Below are 19,685 nucleotides of genomic sequence, written 5' to 3' on the forward strand. Positions count from 1 at the left end.
GCAGAGCAAACTGCTCCTACGGGGCTGTCAACAAGCGATTTCACCCTATGTCCCGCATTGCAACAATGGACCTCTCATCAGCCTTCAAGCCTCACTGGTTCTCATCGGACATCGATTCGCTCGACACTGAAGCCCAGGCCGATCTGAAAAACACCTGCGAACTTCCGCGTCACATAGCCGTCATCATGGACGGCAACGGACGCTGGGCGCGACTCAAGGGGAAAACGCGGGTCGAGGGACATGCCGCAGGGGTGGACTCGGTCAGGGACGTGGTCGAAGCCTGCGCCCAGCTCGGCATCGGCTATCTCACCCTCTTCACCTTTTCGACCGAAAACTGGAAACGGCCCGAAAAAGAGGTATCCGCGCTCATGCAGCTCCTCATCCGGGTACTCCGCAAGGAGACCAGGGAACTGCACGACAACAACATCCGGCTGAACGTGATCGGGAACCTGAACCTGCTGCCCGATAAGGTTCGTCACGTACTCAGGGAAACCATGGAACTCACCAAAAACAACAGTCGCCTGGTGCTCAGCATCGCCCTGAGCTACAGCGGCAAATGGGACATCGTACAGGCCTGCCGTTCGATAGCCTTCGACGTGCAGAACGGACGGCTCGAAGCGAAAGATATAGACGAGCAGTTATTCAACTCATGCCTCTCGACGGCATCCATTCCCGATCCCGAACTCCTTATCCGCACCAGCGGAGAATTCAGAATCAGCAACTTCATGCTCTGGCAGAGCGCATACACCGAAATCTACTTCACCAACACCTACTGGCCCGATTTCCGCCGAAGCCAGCTCTACGAAGCGATCCGGGACTTTCAGAGCCGGGAGCGCAGGTTCGGCCAGACCAGCGAGCAGATCAATACAAAAAAAACAGCAACCAAGTAAGACTTTAAACCTGACCGACACGGAAGTTCAATGAAAAAAATGCGCAAACTGATAGCCCTGGTTCTTGTTGCTCTCGCTCTCGACGCAACCGGCACGCCTGTTGAAGCAAAAACGATGAATGCTCCGAAAGCTCCGGCATCGCTGCAGCGGAACAACGCCCCGGCTCCGCAATCGCTCTACACGGTAACCGGCATCACCTTCAGTGGCCTCGAATCGCTCAAACCCGAAGAGCTGGCCGCCAGTCTCCCCGTCAAACCGCTTGACAGAATCGCAATTCCCGGTCCGGAACTCACAGCCGCCATGCAGTACCTCTGGCAGCTGCAGCTCTTCTCGGATATCAGCGTAGAAAAAACCGAGCAGGCCGGAAGAAACGTCACCCTGAACTTCGTGGTTCGCGAACTCCCGCTGCTCGAATCGGTTTCGTTCGAAGGCAACGACAAATTCGACAGCGATGAACTGCAGCGTACGGCAGAAATAAGAACCGGCAAAAAAGTCAGCGAACAGGAACTGCTCACCGCTGTCAACAAAATCGAAAAACTCTACGCAGGAAAGGGATACCTCACGGCAGGAGCCGAATACCGTTTTGAGGAAACCGGAAGGAACAAGGTCAAGGCAATCGTAAGCATACGCGAAGGCAGCAAGGTTGCCATCGAAAAAATCCGCTTCCACGGCAACAACGCATTCAGCCAGGGTAAACTCAGGGGAGTCTTCAAGGAGACCGCGCAGAACTCATGGTGGAGGAAAATTTTCGGCTCGCCGAAACTCGACAAAGACAAATTCGACGAAGACAAAAACCTCCTCGTCGATTTCTACCGCGAAAACGGCTATCGCGACGCTAAAGTCGTGAGCGACTCGATCTCCTACACCGACGACAAAAAGGGTCTCTTCCTCGATATCCATATCGAGGAAGGGCCGCTCTACTCCATCGGCAACGTCACCTTTACCGGCAACACCAGGGATTTCGCCACGACGGAAATCCTCGAAAAAACATTCAGAATCAAAAGCGGCGACCAATACAACGCAAAACTCATCCAGGAAAGGCTTAACTTCTCGCAGGACAACTCCGACGTCAGCTCCCTCTACCTCGACCGCGGCTACCTCGGCTTCAGAGCGAACCTCGAGGAACAGGTCACCGAACCCGGCAAGGTCGATCTTCTGATCTATTTACGCGAAGGAGAACAGTTTCAGCTTAACTTGGTAAACATCAAGGGAAACACCAAAACGAAGGACCATGTCATACGCAGGGAGCTTTACACCATTCCCGGCGACATGTTCAGCCGCAAGAACGTGGTGCGCAGCATCAGGGAGATCAACATGCTCGGCTATTTCGATCCCGAATCGCTCAAGCCGGACATCCAGCCCGACGAGCGAAACAATAGCGTGGACATCACCTACGCCGTCACCGAAAAACAGACCGACACCTTCAACGCGTCCGTCGGCTACAGCGGTTCGAGCGGATTTACCGGCGCTCTCGGCGTCACCTTCAACAACTTCTCGCTGCAGGATATCTTCAACCCCGAAGCATACCGTCCGCTGCCGCACGGCGACGGACAGAAGCTCTCGCTGCAATGGCAGTTCGGAAACGACGACTACAGCACCCTCGGCCTCTCGTTCACCGAACCCTGGGCTTTCGGCGGCCCGACAGCCGTAGGATTCTCGGTCTTCAAGACGCACCGCACCTACGACTTCACCGACGACGGCATCGAAGAAAACGAAAAAACCATCGACCAGTACGGCGCAACGCTCAGCGTCGGCCGCCGCCTCACCTGGCCCGACAACTACTTCACGATCAACTGGAGGCTGAAATACCTGCACAGCGAAGGCGGTTTCGTGAGCTTCATCGAAGACGAAGGCGATGCTCCGGAAGAGGCGGACGAGTTTTCGATCACGCAGACCATTTCGCGCAACAGCATCGACAACCCCATCTATCCGCGCCACGGCAGCAAAAATTCGCTCACTGCCCAGCTCGCCGGCGGACCGCTGCCCGGCACGATCAACTTCTATAAATTCACGCTCAACTCGAGCTGGTACCTGCCGGTAACAAGAAACCTGATCTTCAACTTCTCGACCCAGCACGGCTACCTCTCAACCTTCGACAAGGACGACTACCTGCCCTACACCGACTACTTCTACATGGGCGGAAGCGGACTTTCGTCGCTGCCGACCATTCCGATGCGCGGTTACGACGACCGCAGCTTCGGCACGCAGCTCGACGACGACTCGGAGCTTTACGGCGGCACCGTCTATTCGAAATTCAGCACCGAATTGCGATACCCGCTGACGCTCTCGCCCTCCGTCAGCGTCTACGCGCTCGCATTCTTCGAAGCCGGCAACCTCTGGGAAAATATTGAGGCGGTCAACTACAGCGACATGAAAAAAGCCGCGGGTCTCGGCCTGCGCCTCTACCTGCCGATCATCGGCCTCGTCGGTCTCGACTACGGCTACGGCTTCGACCAGGTGCCCGGCGACGACGAAAAAGGATGGAAGTTCATGTTCACCTTCGGCACGAGCGCCGAGTAGGCAACAATGCGGCATCCGGCACGCAGTTGCATGCCGGATGCTAATACTTTGAGATGTAATGGAAATAGTGTATCTTTATTTTATATAGAGCATGCTCTTGCGAGCATAGCTGCTCTGTGTTTTTTTGTACAGCATTCCTACGTAACAAAACCTAAGGAGGAAACAATGAAAAAAACTCTCTCTCTCTTGGCAGTATTCGCCGTTGCCGGCATGATGAGCGCACCCGCACAGGCTGCAGACCACTACATCAGCGGTATGGCCGGTATGTCCTGGTTCCAGGATTATACTGCCAATGAGTCAAACGACTGGTCAGTCGGACGCGAAGAGCTTGGCATGAAGTTTGACGGCGGCTTGAGCCTGGCTGGCGCTATTGGATGCGATTATGGCTCGACCAGACTCGAAGCTGAAGTTGGCTACCAGAGCGGTGACCTCAAAAGCGGTTCTTTTACTCAAAGATGGGCAAGACAAGAATCTGTAGGAGAAGATATTGATACCGCTGATTTGACCGGTGACATGAGCGTACTTACTCTTATGGGTAACGGCTACTACGATATCGATCTCGGCGGCGTTGATCTTTATGTCTTTGCCGGTGTCGGTATCGCGCAGGTCAGCCTTGATGATGTAGCCGAGGTTTGGGAAGGCGGCGAAGAAGATGATTACAACTGGAACGTTGCTGAAACAACTCTGGCCTACCAGCTCGGTGCAGGTCTTGCCATTCCGATCAGCGACGGTGTTATGCTCGATGCACGCTACCGCTACTTTGCAACCACCGACTTCACCATGAGTGATGATCTCAGCGAGAGATATAATGAATCTCCTGGTTATGACAGAGAGTGGACCGGCAACGTATCCAGCCACAGCGCTCTGCTCGGCCTGAGAGTCAGCCTCTGATATCCGTCACAGGATTGAAGACAACAGAAAAAGGAGGCAACAGCCTCCTTTTTCTGTTATATACACCGATGTTTCATTTCCAGACCCTGACCCGCACGCTCTTCCCTCTTCGTCATTCACCTCTTCAGGCCCACATCACTCATCACTCATCACTCATCCAATCCCCTTCAATCGCGATATCTCGTCGCGCACTCTTGCAGCCTCTTCGTAATCCTCCCGCTTCACCGCATCGTCGAGACGGGCCTGAAGCTCTTCAAGCTTGCTTTCGGGCGAGTTCTGCATAGCGACGGACTCTTCTGGTTCAGGCTCCTCTTCCGGCTCTCCCGGAACGTCGTCGCCCTCATCCTCCTTCTGTTCCTCCTTTATGCCGGCTTCGTCCATGATCTCCTCCGAAACGAATACCGGGGCGTTGAAGCGTACGGCGATGGCGATGGCGTCGCTCGGACGCGCGTCTATTTCGTGTGTTTCGCCATTGAGCTCGCAGATGACCTTGGCGTAGAAGGTTTCGTTGTGCAGTTCGTCGATATAAATTTCGTTGACGCGCAGTCCGAAAGCGTCGGAAATGTTCTTGAAAAGATCGTGCGTGAAGGGGCGGGGCGGCTTGATGTTCTCGAGCTTGAGCGCTATGGCCTGCGCTTCGAAACCGCCTATGATGATGGGAAGCTTGCGCTTGCCTTCGACTTCGTAAAGAATGAGGGCGTATGCCCCGTTTGTATGCGGACTTGTTGAAAGACCGAGTATGTCTACCTGTAATTTACGCATTGCTGGAATGAAAATAGTGAAATACCGCTTTCCGGCTTCCGGAGGATAATGCAATCCATGAACCAGTATAACCGCAAAGCCGGGTTAATCATTTCTTCTTCAGCAGATCCCTCGCGGCGGCGATAATGCCGGGCAGAATCGCCTTCACGTCGCCAATGATGCCGTAATCGGCGACGCCGAATATCGGAGCGTCCGGATCGCTGTTGACGGCAACGACGCTGCGCGCCGCGCTGATGCCGGCAAGATGCTGCAGGGCGCCGGAAATGCCGCAGGCGATATAGAGGTCGGGTGCTATCCGTTTGCCGCTCTGGCCGATCTGTTCGCCATGCGGCCGCCACCCTTCGTCGACCGCCGATCGGCTCGCCCCGACGCCCCCCCCGAACAGGGCGGCCAGCTCTTCGAGCAGGCCGAACGCCTCCGCGCCTCCCATGCCGCGCCCTCCGGCAACGACAACCGAAGCTTCGGCGATATCCCTGCCCTGCATGCTCTTGCAAAGGGCAACTGCCATCGGGTTGATTCCTGAAACAAGATAAGGAGCCGCATCGAACGCTTCGATACGCGGTTTTGCGGCAGAAGTGAAACCGGAAGCTGCAAGTTCACGACCCTGCAGATATACCGTAACCGGAGAAGCGGACGAATATGATGCCACGACGGCGCCCGAGTGAATCAGGCGGCGACATACCCCTTCATCGGCATCGAAATCGGTGCATCCGCCGAAAAGCGCCGCGCCGAGCCGGCCGGCAAGCAGCGGTGCGAGCCGGCGGCCCATCGCCGTCGAAGCGAAGGCAATGCCGGTTATCTCCTGCTCTCCGGCCAGCGTTTCGATCATGCCGCGCACCGCCTCGTCGCAGGCAAAGCCGAAAGCCTCCGCTCCGGCATGGTGGAGGGTGCCGCTGCCCTGCAGGAGATCGAACGCGCCTTCCGCAGCCGGACCTGCCGCAAAACCCGAAACCCTTCCGCCTCGTTCCGAGGCGAGTTGCTGAAAGCGGTTCCAGACTCCAATGGAGGGTTTTGCTATCGCTCCGCTGCGCAGTTCGAGAAAAACCAGATAGTGTTTCGTCATGCTCTCAGCTCCTCCCGATCGGGTATACGGCCGTCGTTCTGAAGCATCCGCAGGAGTTCGGCGGAATCTGCCGCGAACCGGCAGCTCTTTCTGGCCGATGCCTGTTCGACGCCGCAGAGGTTGATGCGCGGAGCCGGCAGCTCCCCGGCTGAAATGGTTTCTATCGGTTTTTTACGGGCCTCCATCACCTGCCTGATACCGGTTTTTCGCGGCGTGTTCAGCCCTTTCCCGGCGCTGACAACCACCGGAAAGCTTGCCCGAAGGCATTCCATGCCGCATTCGGTCTCCCGTTCGAGTTCGAGGCCCCCTTCCTCGGCCCTGAGCGCCGCCACCGGTCCGGCAAAGGGGATATCGAGCAGGGAGGCAAGCATGGCAGGGACGGCTCCGTTCTGATGGTCGAACGACTCCTTACCGCACAGCACCAGGTCGGGCGGCATTTGCAGATACCGATTCCGTATGGCTCCGGCAAGCGCTGAAGCTATACCGAACGAGTCCGGAGCCGATGGAGCCGATAGGGCAAGGAGTTCTACCGCCCTGTCCGCACCCATGGCAAGAGCTTTCTGCAGCAGCTCCCTGGCAGGCCCCTCCGTTACCGTCATGACAACGACTTCGGATCCGGTAAACTGCTCTTTCAGCCTTACGGCCTCTTCCACGGCGTACTCGTCGTATGGGTTCATGACCCATGAGACTCTGGCAAGGTCAAGCTCGCCTTCTGCCACCGCAATGGCGGCGGCGGTATCGGGAACCTGGCAGATACAGACAACGATGCGCATAGGCTATCGCTCGATATTTATCAGAAAAAAAAAGCCGCTTGAAAGCGGCTTTCTGTATGACGATGTGCCCGAGAGGAGATTCGAACTCCTACACCTCGCGGCGCTACCCCCTCAAGATAGTGTGTCTACCAATTCCACCACTCGGGCATCGATCAATAATAAAAGAACCATATGGAGCGTGAGAATAGAAGGACTCGAACCTTCGACCCACTGCTTAAAAGGCAGTTGCTCTACCGACTGAGCTATATTCTCGACCTGAAACAACAGTACGGAAGCAATCCGGAACTTACTTGTTCTGGTAGCGCAGGCGCTTCTTATGCCTGTTCTTCCGGCGCATCTTCTTGCGCTTGTGTACGGCCATCTTATGGCGTTTTCTCTTTTTTCCGCAGGGCATAGAGCAAAATTCCTCTTGTTTTAAAGGCTGATAATATAGGATTAATTTTCAAATCTGCAAACACTTCCTTGTTTTTCTTTCCTTTTTCTCCGCTCTTCTGTTCTCATCAGGCGTTCATGTGCTTGAAAAACTCCTTGTTGTCCCTTGTCTCCCCCATCTTTTCGCGCATGAACTCCATGCATTCGATCGGGTTCTTGTCGGCAAGGTATTTCCGCAGCAGCCATGTCCTGGAGAGTTCCTCCTGGCTGAAGAGCAGCTCCTCCTTGCGGGTGCCGGAACGCAGAATGTCGATAGCGGGAAAAATCCGTCGTTCCGAGAGCCTGCGGTCGAGCACAAGCTCCATGTTGCCGGTCCCCTTGAACTCCTCGAAAATAACGTCGTCCATTCGCGAGCCGGTATCTACCAGCGCCGTGGCGATGATGGTGAGGCTTCCTCCCTCCTCGATATTGCGGGCCGCACCGAAAAAGCGTTTCGGCTTGGTTAGCGCGTTGGCGTCTATACCGCCGGAAAGAATCTTGCCGGAGTGCGGAATGATGGTATTGTGCGCGCGTGCAAGCCTGGTGATGGAGTCGAGCAGGATGACGACGTCGCGTCCGACCTCGACGAGGCGTTTCGCTTTTTCGAGCACCATATCGGCAACCTGCACGTGGCGTTCCGGATCCTCGTCGAAGGTGGAGCTCACCACTTCGGCCTCGACGCTGCGCGCCATGTCGGTAACCTCTTCGGGACGCTCATCGATCAGAAGGACAATGAGAAACACTTCCGGATGGTTTTTAATGATGGCATTGGCTATCATCTGCAGAAGCATGGTCTTTCCGGTTTTCGGCTGCGCCACGATCAGTCCGCGCTGTCCTTTGCCGATAGGAGTGAATATGTCCATGATCCTGCCGCAATACTCGTTGTGCCGGGTTTCGAGCTTGAGCCGTTCGTTGGGAAACAGAGGGGTGAGATTTTCGAAGAACGGACGCTCCTTGGTGATTTCGGGATCGTTGCCGTCGATGGTGTTGATCTTGAGCAGCGCAAAAAAGCGTTCCCCCTCTTTCGGAGCCCGCACCTGGCCGGAAACCGTATCGCCGGTGCGCATGTTGAATCGCTTTATCTGGGAGGGCGATACGTAAATATCGTCCGGGGAGGAGAGGTAATTGTAATTGGCCGATCGCAGGAATCCGTATCCTTCGGGAATAACCTGCAGCACGCCTGTATTGACCATCACATGGCCGCTCTCCTGATCGGCGTTTTTCTGCGACTGCGCCTCGATAATCTTGAATATAAGCTCCTCTTTCCTCAGGCCGGCTGCGGACACTCCTATCTCTTTGGCAAGAGCGTTCAACTCATAGACCTTTTTCTTCTGGAGCACATTGATGTCCAGGCCCTTGGAAACCGAATTGTTCGACATGGTATTGGTAATTGTATTCACATCATGGTGGTTAATAAATCGGCTGTATGCGGCACGAAGCCGTGCGGCAGCCTGTACGGCGTTGACCGTCCGACGGCTTCAAAGGCGGAATCCCGCTATTCGACATGAAAGCCACGAATGGATAAACGGAGCTGACGGCACACCGCAGAGGAAACAGAAATGTAAATGGGATCTGTCAAAAGGGTCGTTCCGGACGGATACACGAAGATTTCTTGTAGTTAGCACAAATATATAATTTTTTCCGATAAAAAAATATCGGCGCTTTGCCGGCTTGTAAACTATGGCATCCCGAGACGGAGAATCTCTCCGGCAAGATAAAACGATCCGGTTACGAGTATCAGGTCATCGGAACCTGCCTCCCGCATAATGCGGCGCAGGGCCTCTCGAGGCTCGTCGAAAACCGGCGCTTCGAGGCCTTCGCTTTTCAGCAGCGCACCGAGTTCCGCCGGAGGAATGCTCCTGCCGGAAGGAATGGCCGCTGCGGTGAAGCGCGCATCGAGCGGCAGAAGAGTGCGTATGACGGCACGGGCATCCTTGTCGGAAGCCATGCCGACAAGCACGTGCACTCTCCGGTACCGATTCCGGAAAACCATGATGGCCTCGACTGTTCGCTGCATGCCGTCAGGGTTATGGGACACGTCGAGAAGCAGATCGGGTTTCGAACCGATTTTTTCAAGCCTCGCCCTGTAACCGGTCCGCAGCATACCGGCAAGCCCTTCGCGAATGACATCCTCTCCTGCTCCCCACCGCTCGGCGACCATGACTGCCAGCGAGAGATTCGAGGCGTGGAAAGCCCCGGTAAGAGGCGCCTCCAGATCGACGTACCTGCCGGCTGGAGTCGAAAGCGAGAAACAGAGCCTCCCGGGATCCGCAGAGGCAACCGTTGCGAACGCATCGTTGCCAAGCATAAAAAGAGGGGCGCCACAACTTGCGGCGGCACGGGTGACCACTTCGACGGAGTCAGGATCGCCGAGGGAAGCATAGGCCGTCGAACCGCTCTTGATGATAGCAGCTTTTTCGGCGGCGATGAGGGCGGTCGTGCTGCCAAGCCACTCCGTATGGTCGAGGCCTATGGAGGTGATGACCGCATAGGTGGAGGCGACGACATTTGTTGCGTCAAGCCTGCCGCCCATCCCGGTTTCGATGACGGCCGCATCGACACCTTCGTCGGCGAACCATGCGAAAGCAAGCGCCGTGGTAGCCTCGAAAAAAGTTGCGCGAAGTTCGATGACGGCATCCTTCATCATCGTGCAGTAAGCAGCGACCTTTTGAGGGGATATCGGAACCCCGTCAATGCGCATCCGCTCGGTAAAATCCAGCAGATGGGGTGAGGTGTAGAGGGCTGTCTTTCTGCCTGCAGCCTGAAAAATCGATACAAGTGCCGCAGCGGTCGTGCCTTTGCCGTTTGTGCCGGCAATATGCGCAATGGTGCCGAGCCGTTCCTGGGGCGCGCCGAACACGTCGAGCAACTGCCGTACACGGTCCAGACCGGGTTTCATGCCGAACCGGTGCAGCGGAAAGAGAAAATCGAGAGCTTCCTGGTAGTCCAACGTGATCCTGAGGCTAACTGTTGCGGATGGCGACAAGCGCCGATTTTATAACTTCTTCAGCAGTGAAGTGCGGATGCTCTGCAAGAATGTCCGTTACGGCATTCTGCGCCGCCTGCCTTGCAAAACCGAGGGTCAGAAGAGCACTGAGAGCATCGTCCCTGACCTGCGCCGAAGAAGCTGCAGGAGCGCCCGCCACGGCCGTGAGACCGGAAGAACCGGGCGGCAGCTTCAGAATCCTGTCCCTCAGTTCGAGAATGATTCTGGCCGCGGTTTTTTTGCCGACACCTGTGATGCCGTAGAGTTTTTCGGGAGCGTTTGTCATGATGGCCTCATGCACCTCATGCACAGGAAGACCGGAGAGCACGGCAAGAGCGAGTTTTGGCCCTACCCCGGTAGTCAGGAGGAGAAGACGGAACAACTGCCGTTCGGCCTCGCTGGAAAAACCGTACAGATGCATGGCGTCCTCCCGGACGGACAGGTGCGAGTAAAGAAGAATCTCTTCGCCCGGAAGGGGAAGCTGGCGATAGGTCGATGTGGAAATCAGGAGCCTGTATCCGACGCCGGATACGTCGATGACCGCTTCCTCAGGCACCGCCGAAGCGAGCCGGCCGCGAAAATATGCGAACATGGGTGGTGAGTCTGAACCCGCCCGGCACGCGAGAACGCGGATGCCGGACGGATACGTAACAAGGTGAACCTTTATGGACGGCAGAAGGAACGGATATGATCCCTCTTACTCGCCCTGGGCGTAACTGTTGAACAGCCGGGTCAGCTGCGCCTTCTTGCGGGATGCTTTATTTGCATGGATGTAACGCTTCACGCCAAGGCGGTCGAGCTTCTGTACCGCGGCACGGTATGCCACCTCGACTGCGCTCTTATCCGCGCGCGAGTCGATCAGCTTCTGCATGTTTTTCAGAAGCACTTTCAGTTCTTTCTTTCTTGCCCGATTCCTGGCGTTTCTTCTCTCTGACTGACGGAGTCTTTTCTCAGCCGATTTGTGTAGAGGCATAAACGGATGCTGTTAGAGTATTGGTCTGCAACGTTGCTGATAATCAAAAGGCATATAATATACAGGAAAAGCGGATATTTCAAAAAACTAAAAACATCCCGTCCTCGGGACGCGCGTCTTTCTGCCCGGGGTCGGGAGTGGAAAGGCGCAACGGAATGAATGGCGGGTTTTTTATTTATATTGCGGCAGTTTTTTTCTGACCGAAATGATAAACATCCTGCTATGAGCCTGATGATCAGCGTCTCCGGTATCCGGGGAGTAGTCGGCGAAAGCCTTACGCCTAAAAACCTGACGGCTTTCGCCATGGCCTTTGCCGCATGGACGAAGCGTTCGATGCAAAAGCGGACGGAGCGGACCGGAGAGAAACCCCGGATCGTGATCGGCAGGGACACCCGGCCTACCGGCAGCCGGATTGCCGGACTGGTCGGCAATGCTCTCGTGCTCTGCGGATGCGATGTGCTCGACCTCGGCATCGCGACGACGCCTACCGTAGAAATCGCTGCGGCAGCCGAACATGCCGACGGCGGACTCATCATCACGGCTTCGCACAATCCGGTCGAATGGAACGCCCTGAAAATGCTGAACCATCGAGGAGAATTCCTTACCGCCGAAGAGGTTGACGAACTGCTCGAAATAGCCGACAGGGAATCGTTCAGTCCTGCACGCTGGGACGGAATCGGGACAATCGCATCGAATGACCGTTACGATGGGGCACACATCGACAGCATTCTTTCCCTTCCCTGCATCGATACGAAAGCCATCGCCGGCGAAGGCTACCGGGTGCTCGTGGATTGCGTGGAAGGCGCGGGTTACAGAATCGTGCCTGAACTCTGCCGGAAGCTCGGCATCGGCCAGCTCACCCTCTCTGCCTGCAACGGTACCGGACTTTTTCCGAGAAATCCCGAGCCGATAGAAGAGAACCTGCAGGAGACCATCGGGCTCATGCGGAATGCCGGCTGCGATTTCGGTCTCGTGGTCGATCCGGACGTCGACCGGCTTGCCGTAATCTGCGAAGACGGAACGCTCTTCGGCGAAGAGTACACGCTGGTGGCCTGCGCGGACTTCTGGCTGGGCATCAGCAGGGGGCCGGTCGTAAACAATCTTTCGAGCAGCCGCGCGCTCGCAGATATTGCGGCAAAACACGGCGTAAGCTGCAGCAGCGCAAAAGTCGGAGAAGCAAACGTTACGGCCGTGATGAAAGAAACCGGCGCTGTTATCGGCGGCGAGGGCAACGGGGGAATCATCCTTCCGGATCTGCACTACGGCAGGGACGCTCTTATAGGTATCGCGCTCTTCGTTCAGGCGTTCACCGCATGGCGGATGAAGCACAAAGGCGGCAGATTGTCCGAATTCCGGCTCGGGTTTCCGAACTATGCCATGGCAAAGGAAAAAATCCGTCTCGGTTCGCTCGACAGCAAGGCCCTCGACGCACTGTTCGAAAGTATAGCGGCTGACTACCCCGACGCGACAGCGAACCGGCTTGACGGACTGAAGCTCGATTTCCGGAACAGCTGGGCACATCTCCGCCCGTCCAATACCGAACCGGTCGTTCGCATCTATACCGAGGCGCCGACAATGGAGGAAGCTCAATCCCTGGCGGCGGAGATGATGTCGGAAATCGCCCGACGCTCTCCCGCCCGCTGAGGCAATTCCCGGGCAATCCTTATGAGCACCGTTCCGCGAGCAGCAAAAAGCTTCACGACGCAGCAGGACGAAACCCTGAAAAAAAAGAAAGGGTCGATCGACCTCTATATCATAGCAAAGCTGCTGGGCTATCTCAGACCCTACAGAGGGCTCGTCACCGCGGCAATCGTCATCACGCTTGCCGGTTCGGTCTTCGGACCGCTTCGCCCCTACCTCACCAAGGTCGCGATCGACGACAACATTCTCGGAAACGACCTGAACGGGCTCTTCGTTACCAGCATGCTGCTTCTGGGCGTCATCCTGCTCGAGGGAATCAAACAGTACGCAGCCACCTGGATCACGCAGATAATCGGGCAGAAAGCCGTGTTCGACATCAGAATGGATGTGTTCGGCCACCTGCAGAAACTGCCGGCAAGGTTTTTCGACCGGAACCCGATCGGAAGGCTGATTACCAGAACGACCAACGACGTCGAATCGCTCAATGAAATGCTCTCGAGCGGGGTGGTCTCCATTATGGGCGATATCGCCCAGATCTTCTTTATCGTGGCGCTCATGTTCTGGCTCGACTGGCAGCTCACGCTCATCGTGCTCGGCGTACTTCCGCTGATGATCTATACGACCGTCACGTTCAAGAACCGGGTACGCAAGGCGTTTATGGACGTTCGCACGCATCTTGCCCGCCTGAACACGTTTTTCCAGGAACATATCGCCGGCATGAACATCGTGCAGCTTTTCAGTCGCGAGCAGCATGAATTCAGCGCCTATGCGACAATCAATGCCGACCATCGCGATGCCAATATCCGGACGGTGTTCTATTTCTCGCTCTACTATCCGGCCATAGAACTGCTCAGTGCGGTTGCTGCCGGCCTGGTCATCTGGTACAGCGGCGTCAGGCTGCTCAAAGCCGATCTCACCATCGGCGTGGTTATTTCCTTCGTTCAGTATATCTGGCTTTTTTTCCGACCGCTGCAGCATCTCTCCGACAAATTCAACATTCTGCAGACTGCGCTGACGAGTTCCGACCGGATTTTCAGACTGCTCGAAGAACCTGTCGAACAGGCAGATTCCGTGGACCGGGCCGTCGATGCCACCTTCAGGGAGAGCATGGCGTTCCGGAACGTCTGGTTCGCCTACGACGACGAAAACTGGGTGCTCAGGGATCTGTCGTTCGACATCCGCCATGGAGAGAAAATCGCCATTGTGGGGGCTACCGGAAGCGGAAAAACCACCATCATCAATATCCTCTCGGGCCTCTACCCCTACGGCAGGGGCTCGGTGCAGATCGACGGCGTCGAACTTCGCGACATACCGGTTCATAAGCTGCGCAAACTCGTCGGTGTCGTCATGCAGGACGTCGTCCTTTTTTCAGGATCGCTCAGGGAGAATCTCGCATTCGCCAACCCCGGAGTCACCGACGAAGAGATAGCCGAAGCCGCACGCATAGTAGGAGCTGACCGATTCATCAGCCGGTTGCCGGGGGAATACTCCTATATGGTGAGGGAAAACGGCAGCGGGCTCTCAACCGGACAGAAACAGCTGATTGCATTCGTTCGCGCCCTACTTTACAATCCGCAGGTTCTCGTGCTCGACGAAGCCACCAGCTCCGTCGATACGGAAACCGAACAGCTCATCGAAGCGGCGACCGCCCAGCTTATGGAAGGAAGAACCTCGATCATGATCGCCCACCGACTCTCGACCGTCCAGAAAGCCGACAGGATCATCGTGCTGCATAAAGGCCGCATCAGGGAAACCGGCAGCCACCAGGAACTGCTCGCCCGGAAAGGACTGTACTACAAACTCTACCTGCTGCAGCACCCTGAAAGAAAGCAGGAATAGCACCGATAGAACAAAAAACTCCGCTTCATGATCTTAACTCTTCCATTCGTCCCATAAGTCCCATTCCTGAGGCTCCCTACAAACTGCTGTCGCGCAGCACTTTTACCGGCTCCAGTCTGGCGGCTTTGGCGGAAGGCAGGATGGCCGCGATGGTGCTTATAAAGACGGTTACCCCGATAACATAGAAAAAATACATCGGGTTCCGGGACATGCTGAATCCCGTTTTTGTGATGGGGCCCTGGGCGTTCTCGACCGGTATGCTGGCGAAGAGATCGATCGATCCGACAGCCAGCACTCCTCCGGCAAGCGCTCCGGCAAGGCCGACGAGAAATCCTTCGAGAATGAACATGGCGACCAGTTGCAGGGCAGAGAAACCGAGCGACTTCATGATGGCGATATCGCGGCTCTTTTCGAAAACCGTCGTCACAAGAATATTGGCCACTCCGAAACCCGACACGACGCCGACGAAGGCTACCAGCGAAAAAACGATATAGCCTATCCGGGTAAAAAGGGAAAGCACGCTCGCGTTCTGTTCCTGCCAGGTCACGGCCCGATAACCGGTAATGTTCTGCAGATCCCCCGCAAGCCTGCTGTTGTTCATGGGATCTCTCACTTTCAGGGCTATGCCTGTAACCTTGTTCGAAGGCATGCCTTCGATGATCTGGCCGAGTTTGAGCGATCCTACAATGCTGTTATCGACGGCGTTGACACCGGTAAAGAAGATTCCCGCCACCTTGCACTGACGGCTTTTTCCCGATGCCGGAATGATGATGACTTCGTCGTTTATGGCAAGTTTCATGTCTCGGGCAACGGTCCTGCCTACAAGCACCGCATTCGCGGTATTCCTGAATATGCCGATATCGCCGCTTTCGAGCTTTCCGCCAATGCCGCTGATCCGGTCTTCGCGATCGATATCGACGCCTTTGAGAAGCACCGGTTCGTTTCGGTTTCCCTTGAGGGCCATAACCTGCGATTCGACATAGGGCGAAACGGCAAGCACTTCGTCACGATAAAGCGACGAGGCGAACAGATCCTGAATCTGGCGGAAGTTGCGAACCTCCTCCCGCTCCTGTTTTTTTATATTGTCCTCGACAATCGCGGTACCGCCGGCCACCGCCAGACCGGGCAGCTCTACCGGAACCGGATCGATCCGTTCCCCCCTGATGGTAATATGGGGAGCCACATTGACGATAATTTCCACAAACGAATCCAGAAGACCCCGGGTTAGCGAAATGGTGGTTATGAGCACCATGGTGCTCACCGCCACGCCGGCGACGGTGGTCAGGGTCTGCCGGCGGCGGCCTGAAAGATGGCGCAACGCAATATCGAACAGCGTTTTCAGCATGACGGCAAGCCAATGACTGGCTGAAAAGTTGGGATATTTTTATTAAGTTTTATTTTTATGCTCACGTATACAAAATCATGAAGGAACCAGATGCAGAACCGCATGAACGACGCACCCTCCAATATAACAATTGAACGCAAGCATAACCATGTGGAGCTGTGCCTTCGGGACGATGTCCTGTTTGACGGGACAACATCGGGGTTCGAGACGCTCGGATTCCGCCACAACGCATTGCCGGAACTGCGTTTTTCCGATATCGGGCTGACGGCAACCTTTCTCGGCAGAAAAATAGGCGCGCCGCTCATGATCTCGTCCATGACCGGCGGCTTCGACAAGGCGGTCATGCTCAACCGCCGATTTGCCGAAGCCGCCGAACATTTCGGCATCCCGCTCGGTATCGGCAGCATGCGCCAGGCTCTGGAAAACGGCTCTCAGCGCGAAAGCTATGCCGTCGTAAGAAAATATGCTCCCTCAATCCCGGTGCTGGCCAATATCGGTGCGCCGGAAGTTGCCAAAGGGTTGAGCGCCGCCGACATCCTTACCCTGCTTGAGCTGGTTGAAGCGGATGCGCTGATCATACACCTGAACCCCGCGCAGGAGATGTTCCAGCCCGAGGGCGATACCGATTTCAGACGAGTACTTGACGAAATAGCAAGACTTGCCGCTGCCGTTCCGGTCCCCCTCATCGCCAAGGAGGTTGGTTGCGGCATCTCCGGCGATTGCGCAGGAAAACTGCTCGATGCCGGAGTCAGAGTAATCGATGTTGCGGGTGCGGGAGGCATCAGCTGGCAGAAAGTGGAAGAATTACGCTATATCCGCCAGTCGGGCAATGAAAACCGGTTCAGTCGCGAAGCACTCGGAGAACTCCTGAACTGGGGTATACCTACCGCCCGATGCATTGCCGAAGTAGCGAAACTGAAAGAACTGCCGGCATACGGATCATTCGAAATCATCGCGTCCGGCGGTATCAGAAGCGGTATCGATATAGCCAAATCGCTTGCCCTCGGCGCCGGCATTGCGGCATCGGCTGGCCAACTGCTAAGGGCTTTGCACGAAAACCGTCTCGAAGAAACCATAGAAACCTGGCTGAACGATCTGAGGGCTGTCCTGTTTCTGACCGGAACGCCGTCGCCCGGACAGCTTGGCCAACAGCATCTCATCTATAAACACCGACCGATCCTCTCATGACAATCACCCTCGAGCAGACACTCGTCGAAGAAAAATATCGCCGCTACCACAAGCGCATCAACGAGGCACTTTCCGGATGCTTCAGCTCCGACAATCCGAAAACCCTTTACGCTCCGGCAAGGTACATTCTCGAAGGAAAAGGAAAAAGAATCCGGCCGTTTCTTACCCTGCTTGCCGCGGAATCGGTCTGCGGCTCCTCTGAAGAGGCCCTCAACGCAGCGCTGGCCGTCGAAATCCTGCATAACTTCACCCTGATGCACGACGACATCATGGATCAGGCCGATCTGCGGCACGGACGCCCGACCGTCCACAAGCAGTGGAATACGAATGCCGCGATCCTGTCGGGAGATATGATGATCGCCTATGCCTATGAACTGGCCCTGCAATCGAAGACCCTGCGGCACAGGGAACTTATCCACATCCTCAATCACGCCAACATCACGATCTGCGAAGGCCAGGCTCTCGATATGGAACTCGAGGAGAAAAAAAACGCCACGATCGCCGACTATCTCGACATGATCGCAAAAAAAACCGGCCGGCTGATCTCTGCAGCCCTCGAAGCAGGAGGAGTAGCCGGAAACGGAACAGAGGAGCAGCTGAACTCGCTGGTAACCTTCGGCGAAAAAATCGGAAGGGCGTTCCAGATCCAGGACGATTTCCTCGACATTATGGCAGATAACGGGAAGTCAGGCAAAATAGCCGGAGGCGACGTGATAAACGGGAAAAAAACCTACCTGCTCCTGCGCTCCATAGAGCTCTCCTCCGGCAGCGACAGGGAGTTGCTGCAGTCCATCATCGACAACAACGGAATCGGAGCCGAACGCGTAACCGAAGTGCGCGAAATATTCGAAAAAAGCGGAGTACTCGACGAAACCCGCGCGATGATCAACCGCGACACGGAGGATGCGCTTGCGGCGTTGGAACCGTTGCCCTATGCCGAGGGACGAGAATATCTGAAAGGGTTTGCAGGTATTCTCATGAAGCGCGATTTCTGACATCCAGCCGATGAAGGAGCCGCATGAGGGACTGGAGGCCGGGCTTTTTCTGCTGACGCTCTCCGGCATTCCGGGACTCGGTCCGGCAAGAATCAAAGCTGTCATCGACCGGTTCGGCTGCCGGCCCGATCTGCTTCGGGCATCGGCTGATGTTTTTCTGGAGGTTCCCGGTATCGGACGCTCGCTGGCCGAAGAGATAGCCGGATTCCTTTCCTGCGCCGGGAAAAGACGGGAAGCCGAAGAAGCCGCTCTTCTCCAGCTTGAAGAGCTGGAACGCCATCAGGCCGCGCTGGTGACGATTGTCGATCCAGCTTACCCGGCCCTTCTGAAAGAAATTTACGATCCGCCGCCCTTTCTGTTCGTACGGGGATCCCTTTCCGATCCCGATCATCCGTCGATAGCGGTGGTAGGAACCAGGCGGGCATCGACATACGGAAAACAGGCTGCCGCGCAGTTCTCTGGCGAACTGGCTGCCCGTGGAGTGGAAATCGTCAGCGGTCTTGCTTACGGAATCGATACGGCTGCGCATGATGCCGCAATCAGGGCCGGAGGACGAACCATCGCCGTGCTTGCCTCGGGCGTCAACCAGATCTATACCGATCCGAAGGGAAAAATCTGGCCTGAAATCGTTGAACGGGGCGCCCTCGTATCGGAAGAGCGGTTCGGCTCCGAACTGCTCCCCGCAAAATTCCCCAAACGGAACCGGATAATCGCGGGCATGACGCTCGGCACCATTATCGTGGAATCCGACCTGAAAGGAGGCGCGCTCATCACGGCCTCATGCGCGCTTGAACAGAACAGGGAGGTATTCGCCGTACCGGGAACCATCTACTCTCACAATTCGCGAGGAACGAACCGGCTGATCCAGACAGGTCAGGCAAAAGCGGTTCTTGCAACGGAGGATGTGCTTGATGAGCTGAACATTCCCGCACTCAGAGGTACGGCCATTGCCTCAACCCGTACCGGCAGCGCGGCTCTCGCTATTTCCGAAGAGGAGCGACGACTGCTCTCAAGCCTGGATACCGATCCGGTACACCTCGATGCCCTTTCCATGCTGACCGGATACGACACTTCTGAACTGCTCGTCCTGTTATTCGATCTTGAACTGAAAAAGGCCGTCGTCCAGCTGCCCGGCCAGTTCTTCTGCAGGAACAGATAACAGATGAAAAGAATAGTCATCATCGGCTTGCGAAACGGTATCGCCTGTTTACTGCGGCACAGGAACTCATGCCATATCGTGCCATGGGATCGGCAATGCTGATAATGCCGTTTTTTGGTCATCCTGTTTCGGCTTGTTGCGTTTCTCTGCCTTTTTATGGATTTTATCGGGGAATTATTACCTTTGATGGGTGTAAACTACCCTTACCGGGTCTTCCCGGCAATAAATAACAACCAAACAAAGAAGGTA

At 55.9% G+C, this 19,685-nt stretch carries 16 protein-coding genes and 2 tRNA genes; 8 read left to right on the top strand and 10 right to left on the bottom strand.

Translation table 11 applies throughout. From position 1 onward, the window contains the following. Window positions 1-47 precede the first annotated feature (47 nt). The 3 genes from K4305_RS03345 to K4305_RS03355 are packed head-to-tail and all read left to right on the top strand — an operon-like array spanning window position 48 to window position 4,301. Window positions 48-890, top strand: a complete 843-nt coding sequence (locus tag K4305_RS03345; protein ID WP_331560921.1) for an isoprenyl transferase — start codon at window positions 48-50, stop codon at window positions 888-890. Between the two features lie 30 nt (window positions 891-920). Then, window positions 921-3,410 (top strand): outer membrane protein assembly factor BamA, encoded by a 2,490-nt coding sequence (gene bamA, locus K4305_RS03350; RefSeq protein ID WP_331560922.1) that lies wholly within the window; start codon window positions 921-923, stop codon window positions 3,408-3,410. 30 nt (window positions 3,411-3,440) lie between these two features. After that, the gene (locus K4305_RS03355) at window positions 3,441-4,301 is read left to right on the top strand and encodes an outer membrane protein (RefSeq protein WP_331560923.1); all 861 of its coding nucleotides are present in this window, start codon (window positions 3,441-3,443) and stop codon (window positions 4,299-4,301) included. 153 nt (window positions 4,302-4,454) lie between these two features. On the opposite strand, the gene K4305_RS03360 is transcribed toward K4305_RS03355, so the two are convergent. The 9 genes from K4305_RS03360 to rpsT form a co-directional block, all read right to left on the bottom strand. Continuing rightward, a complete protein-coding gene (locus K4305_RS03360) occupies window positions 4,455-5,063 on the bottom strand; it encodes a bifunctional nuclease family protein (RefSeq protein WP_331560924.1) in 609 nt (202 codons plus the stop codon). 88 nt (window positions 5,064-5,151) lie between these two features. Then, on the bottom strand, window positions 5,152-6,126 hold the full coding sequence (locus K4305_RS03365; RefSeq protein WP_331560925.1) for an electron transfer flavoprotein subunit alpha/FixB family protein: 975 nt from the start codon (window positions 6,124-6,126) through the stop codon (window positions 5,152-5,154). Beyond that, on the bottom strand, window positions 6,123-6,899 hold the full coding sequence (locus K4305_RS03370) for an electron transfer flavoprotein subunit beta/FixA family protein (RefSeq protein ID WP_331560926.1): 777 nt from the start codon (window positions 6,897-6,899) through the stop codon (window positions 6,123-6,125). Before K4305_RS03370 ends, K4305_RS03365 begins: the two co-directional genes overlap by 4 nt. A 65-nt stretch (window positions 6,900-6,964) precedes the next feature. Then, a tRNA-Leu gene (locus K4305_RS03375) sits at window positions 6,965-7,046 on the bottom strand. A gap of 32 nt (window positions 7,047-7,078) precedes the next feature. After that, window positions 7,079-7,151, bottom strand: a tRNA-Lys gene (locus tag K4305_RS03380). Between the two features lie 248 nt (window positions 7,152-7,399). Next, window positions 7,400-8,689, bottom strand: a complete 1,290-nt coding sequence (gene rho, locus K4305_RS03385; protein ID WP_442880419.1) for a transcription termination factor Rho — start codon at window positions 8,687-8,689, stop codon at window positions 7,400-7,402. Window positions 8,690-8,988: 299 nt separating this feature from the next. Beyond that, complete coding sequence (locus K4305_RS03390; protein WP_331560927.1) at window positions 8,989-10,260, bottom strand: bifunctional folylpolyglutamate synthase/dihydrofolate synthase; 1,272 nt, start codon at window positions 10,258-10,260, stop codon at window positions 8,989-8,991. A 13-nt stretch (window positions 10,261-10,273) separates the two neighbouring features. Continuing rightward, window positions 10,274-10,888, bottom strand: coding sequence for a Holliday junction branch migration protein RuvA (gene ruvA / locus K4305_RS03395; RefSeq protein ID WP_331560928.1), 615 nt, complete (start codon window positions 10,886-10,888; stop codon window positions 10,274-10,276). Window positions 10,889-10,993: 105 nt separating this feature from the next. Then, a complete protein-coding gene (gene rpsT / locus K4305_RS03400; RefSeq protein ID WP_331560929.1) occupies window positions 10,994-11,269 on the bottom strand; it encodes a 30S ribosomal protein S20 in 276 nt (91 codons plus the stop codon). Between the two features lie 222 nt (window positions 11,270-11,491). Here rpsT and glmM point away from each other — a divergent pair, with 222 nt between their 5' ends. Together glmM and K4305_RS03410 are read left to right on the top strand one after the other, a co-directional pair. Beyond that, window positions 11,492-12,913 carry a phosphoglucosamine mutase gene (gene glmM / locus K4305_RS03405; protein WP_331560930.1) on the top strand — a complete coding sequence of 474 codons (1,422 nt, stop codon included), beginning with the start codon at window positions 11,492-11,494 and terminating at the stop codon, window positions 12,911-12,913. Window positions 12,914-12,934: 21 nt separating this feature from the next. Further along, on the top strand, window positions 12,935-14,749 hold the full coding sequence (locus K4305_RS03410; RefSeq protein ID WP_331560931.1) for an ABC transporter ATP-binding protein: 1,815 nt from the start codon (window positions 12,935-12,937) through the stop codon (window positions 14,747-14,749). 76 nt (window positions 14,750-14,825) lie between these two features. Here the strand turns inward: K4305_RS03410 and K4305_RS03415 are convergent, their stop codons facing one another. Then, a complete protein-coding gene (locus K4305_RS03415) occupies window positions 14,826-16,094 on the bottom strand; it encodes an ABC transporter permease (protein ID WP_331560932.1) in 1,269 nt (422 codons plus the stop codon). A 102-nt stretch (window positions 16,095-16,196) separates the two neighbouring features. Here K4305_RS03415 and fni point away from each other — a divergent pair, with 102 nt between their 5' ends. The 3 genes from fni to dprA are packed head-to-tail and all read left to right on the top strand — an operon-like array spanning window position 16,197 to window position 19,436. Further along, complete coding sequence (fni, locus tag K4305_RS03420; protein WP_331560933.1) at window positions 16,197-17,282, top strand: type 2 isopentenyl-diphosphate Delta-isomerase; 1,086 nt, start codon at window positions 16,197-16,199, stop codon at window positions 17,280-17,282. Further along, the gene (locus tag K4305_RS03425) at window positions 17,279-18,277 is read left to right on the top strand and encodes a polyprenyl synthetase family protein (protein ID WP_331560934.1); all 999 of its coding nucleotides are present in this window, start codon (window positions 17,279-17,281) and stop codon (window positions 18,275-18,277) included. The genes fni and K4305_RS03425 overlap by 4 nt, the downstream gene beginning before the upstream one ends. Window positions 18,278-18,287: 10 nt before the next feature. Further along, window positions 18,288-19,436: a DNA-processing protein DprA gene (dprA, locus tag K4305_RS03430; RefSeq protein WP_331560935.1), complete on the top strand. Its 1,149-nt coding sequence runs from the start codon at window positions 18,288-18,290 to the stop codon at window positions 19,434-19,436. Window positions 19,437-19,685 lie beyond the last annotated feature (249 nt).

It is taken from the genome of Chlorobium sp., assembly GCF_036528655.1.
Taxonomy (GTDB): Bacteria; Bacteroidota; Chlorobiia; order Chlorobiales; family Chlorobiaceae; genus Chlorobium.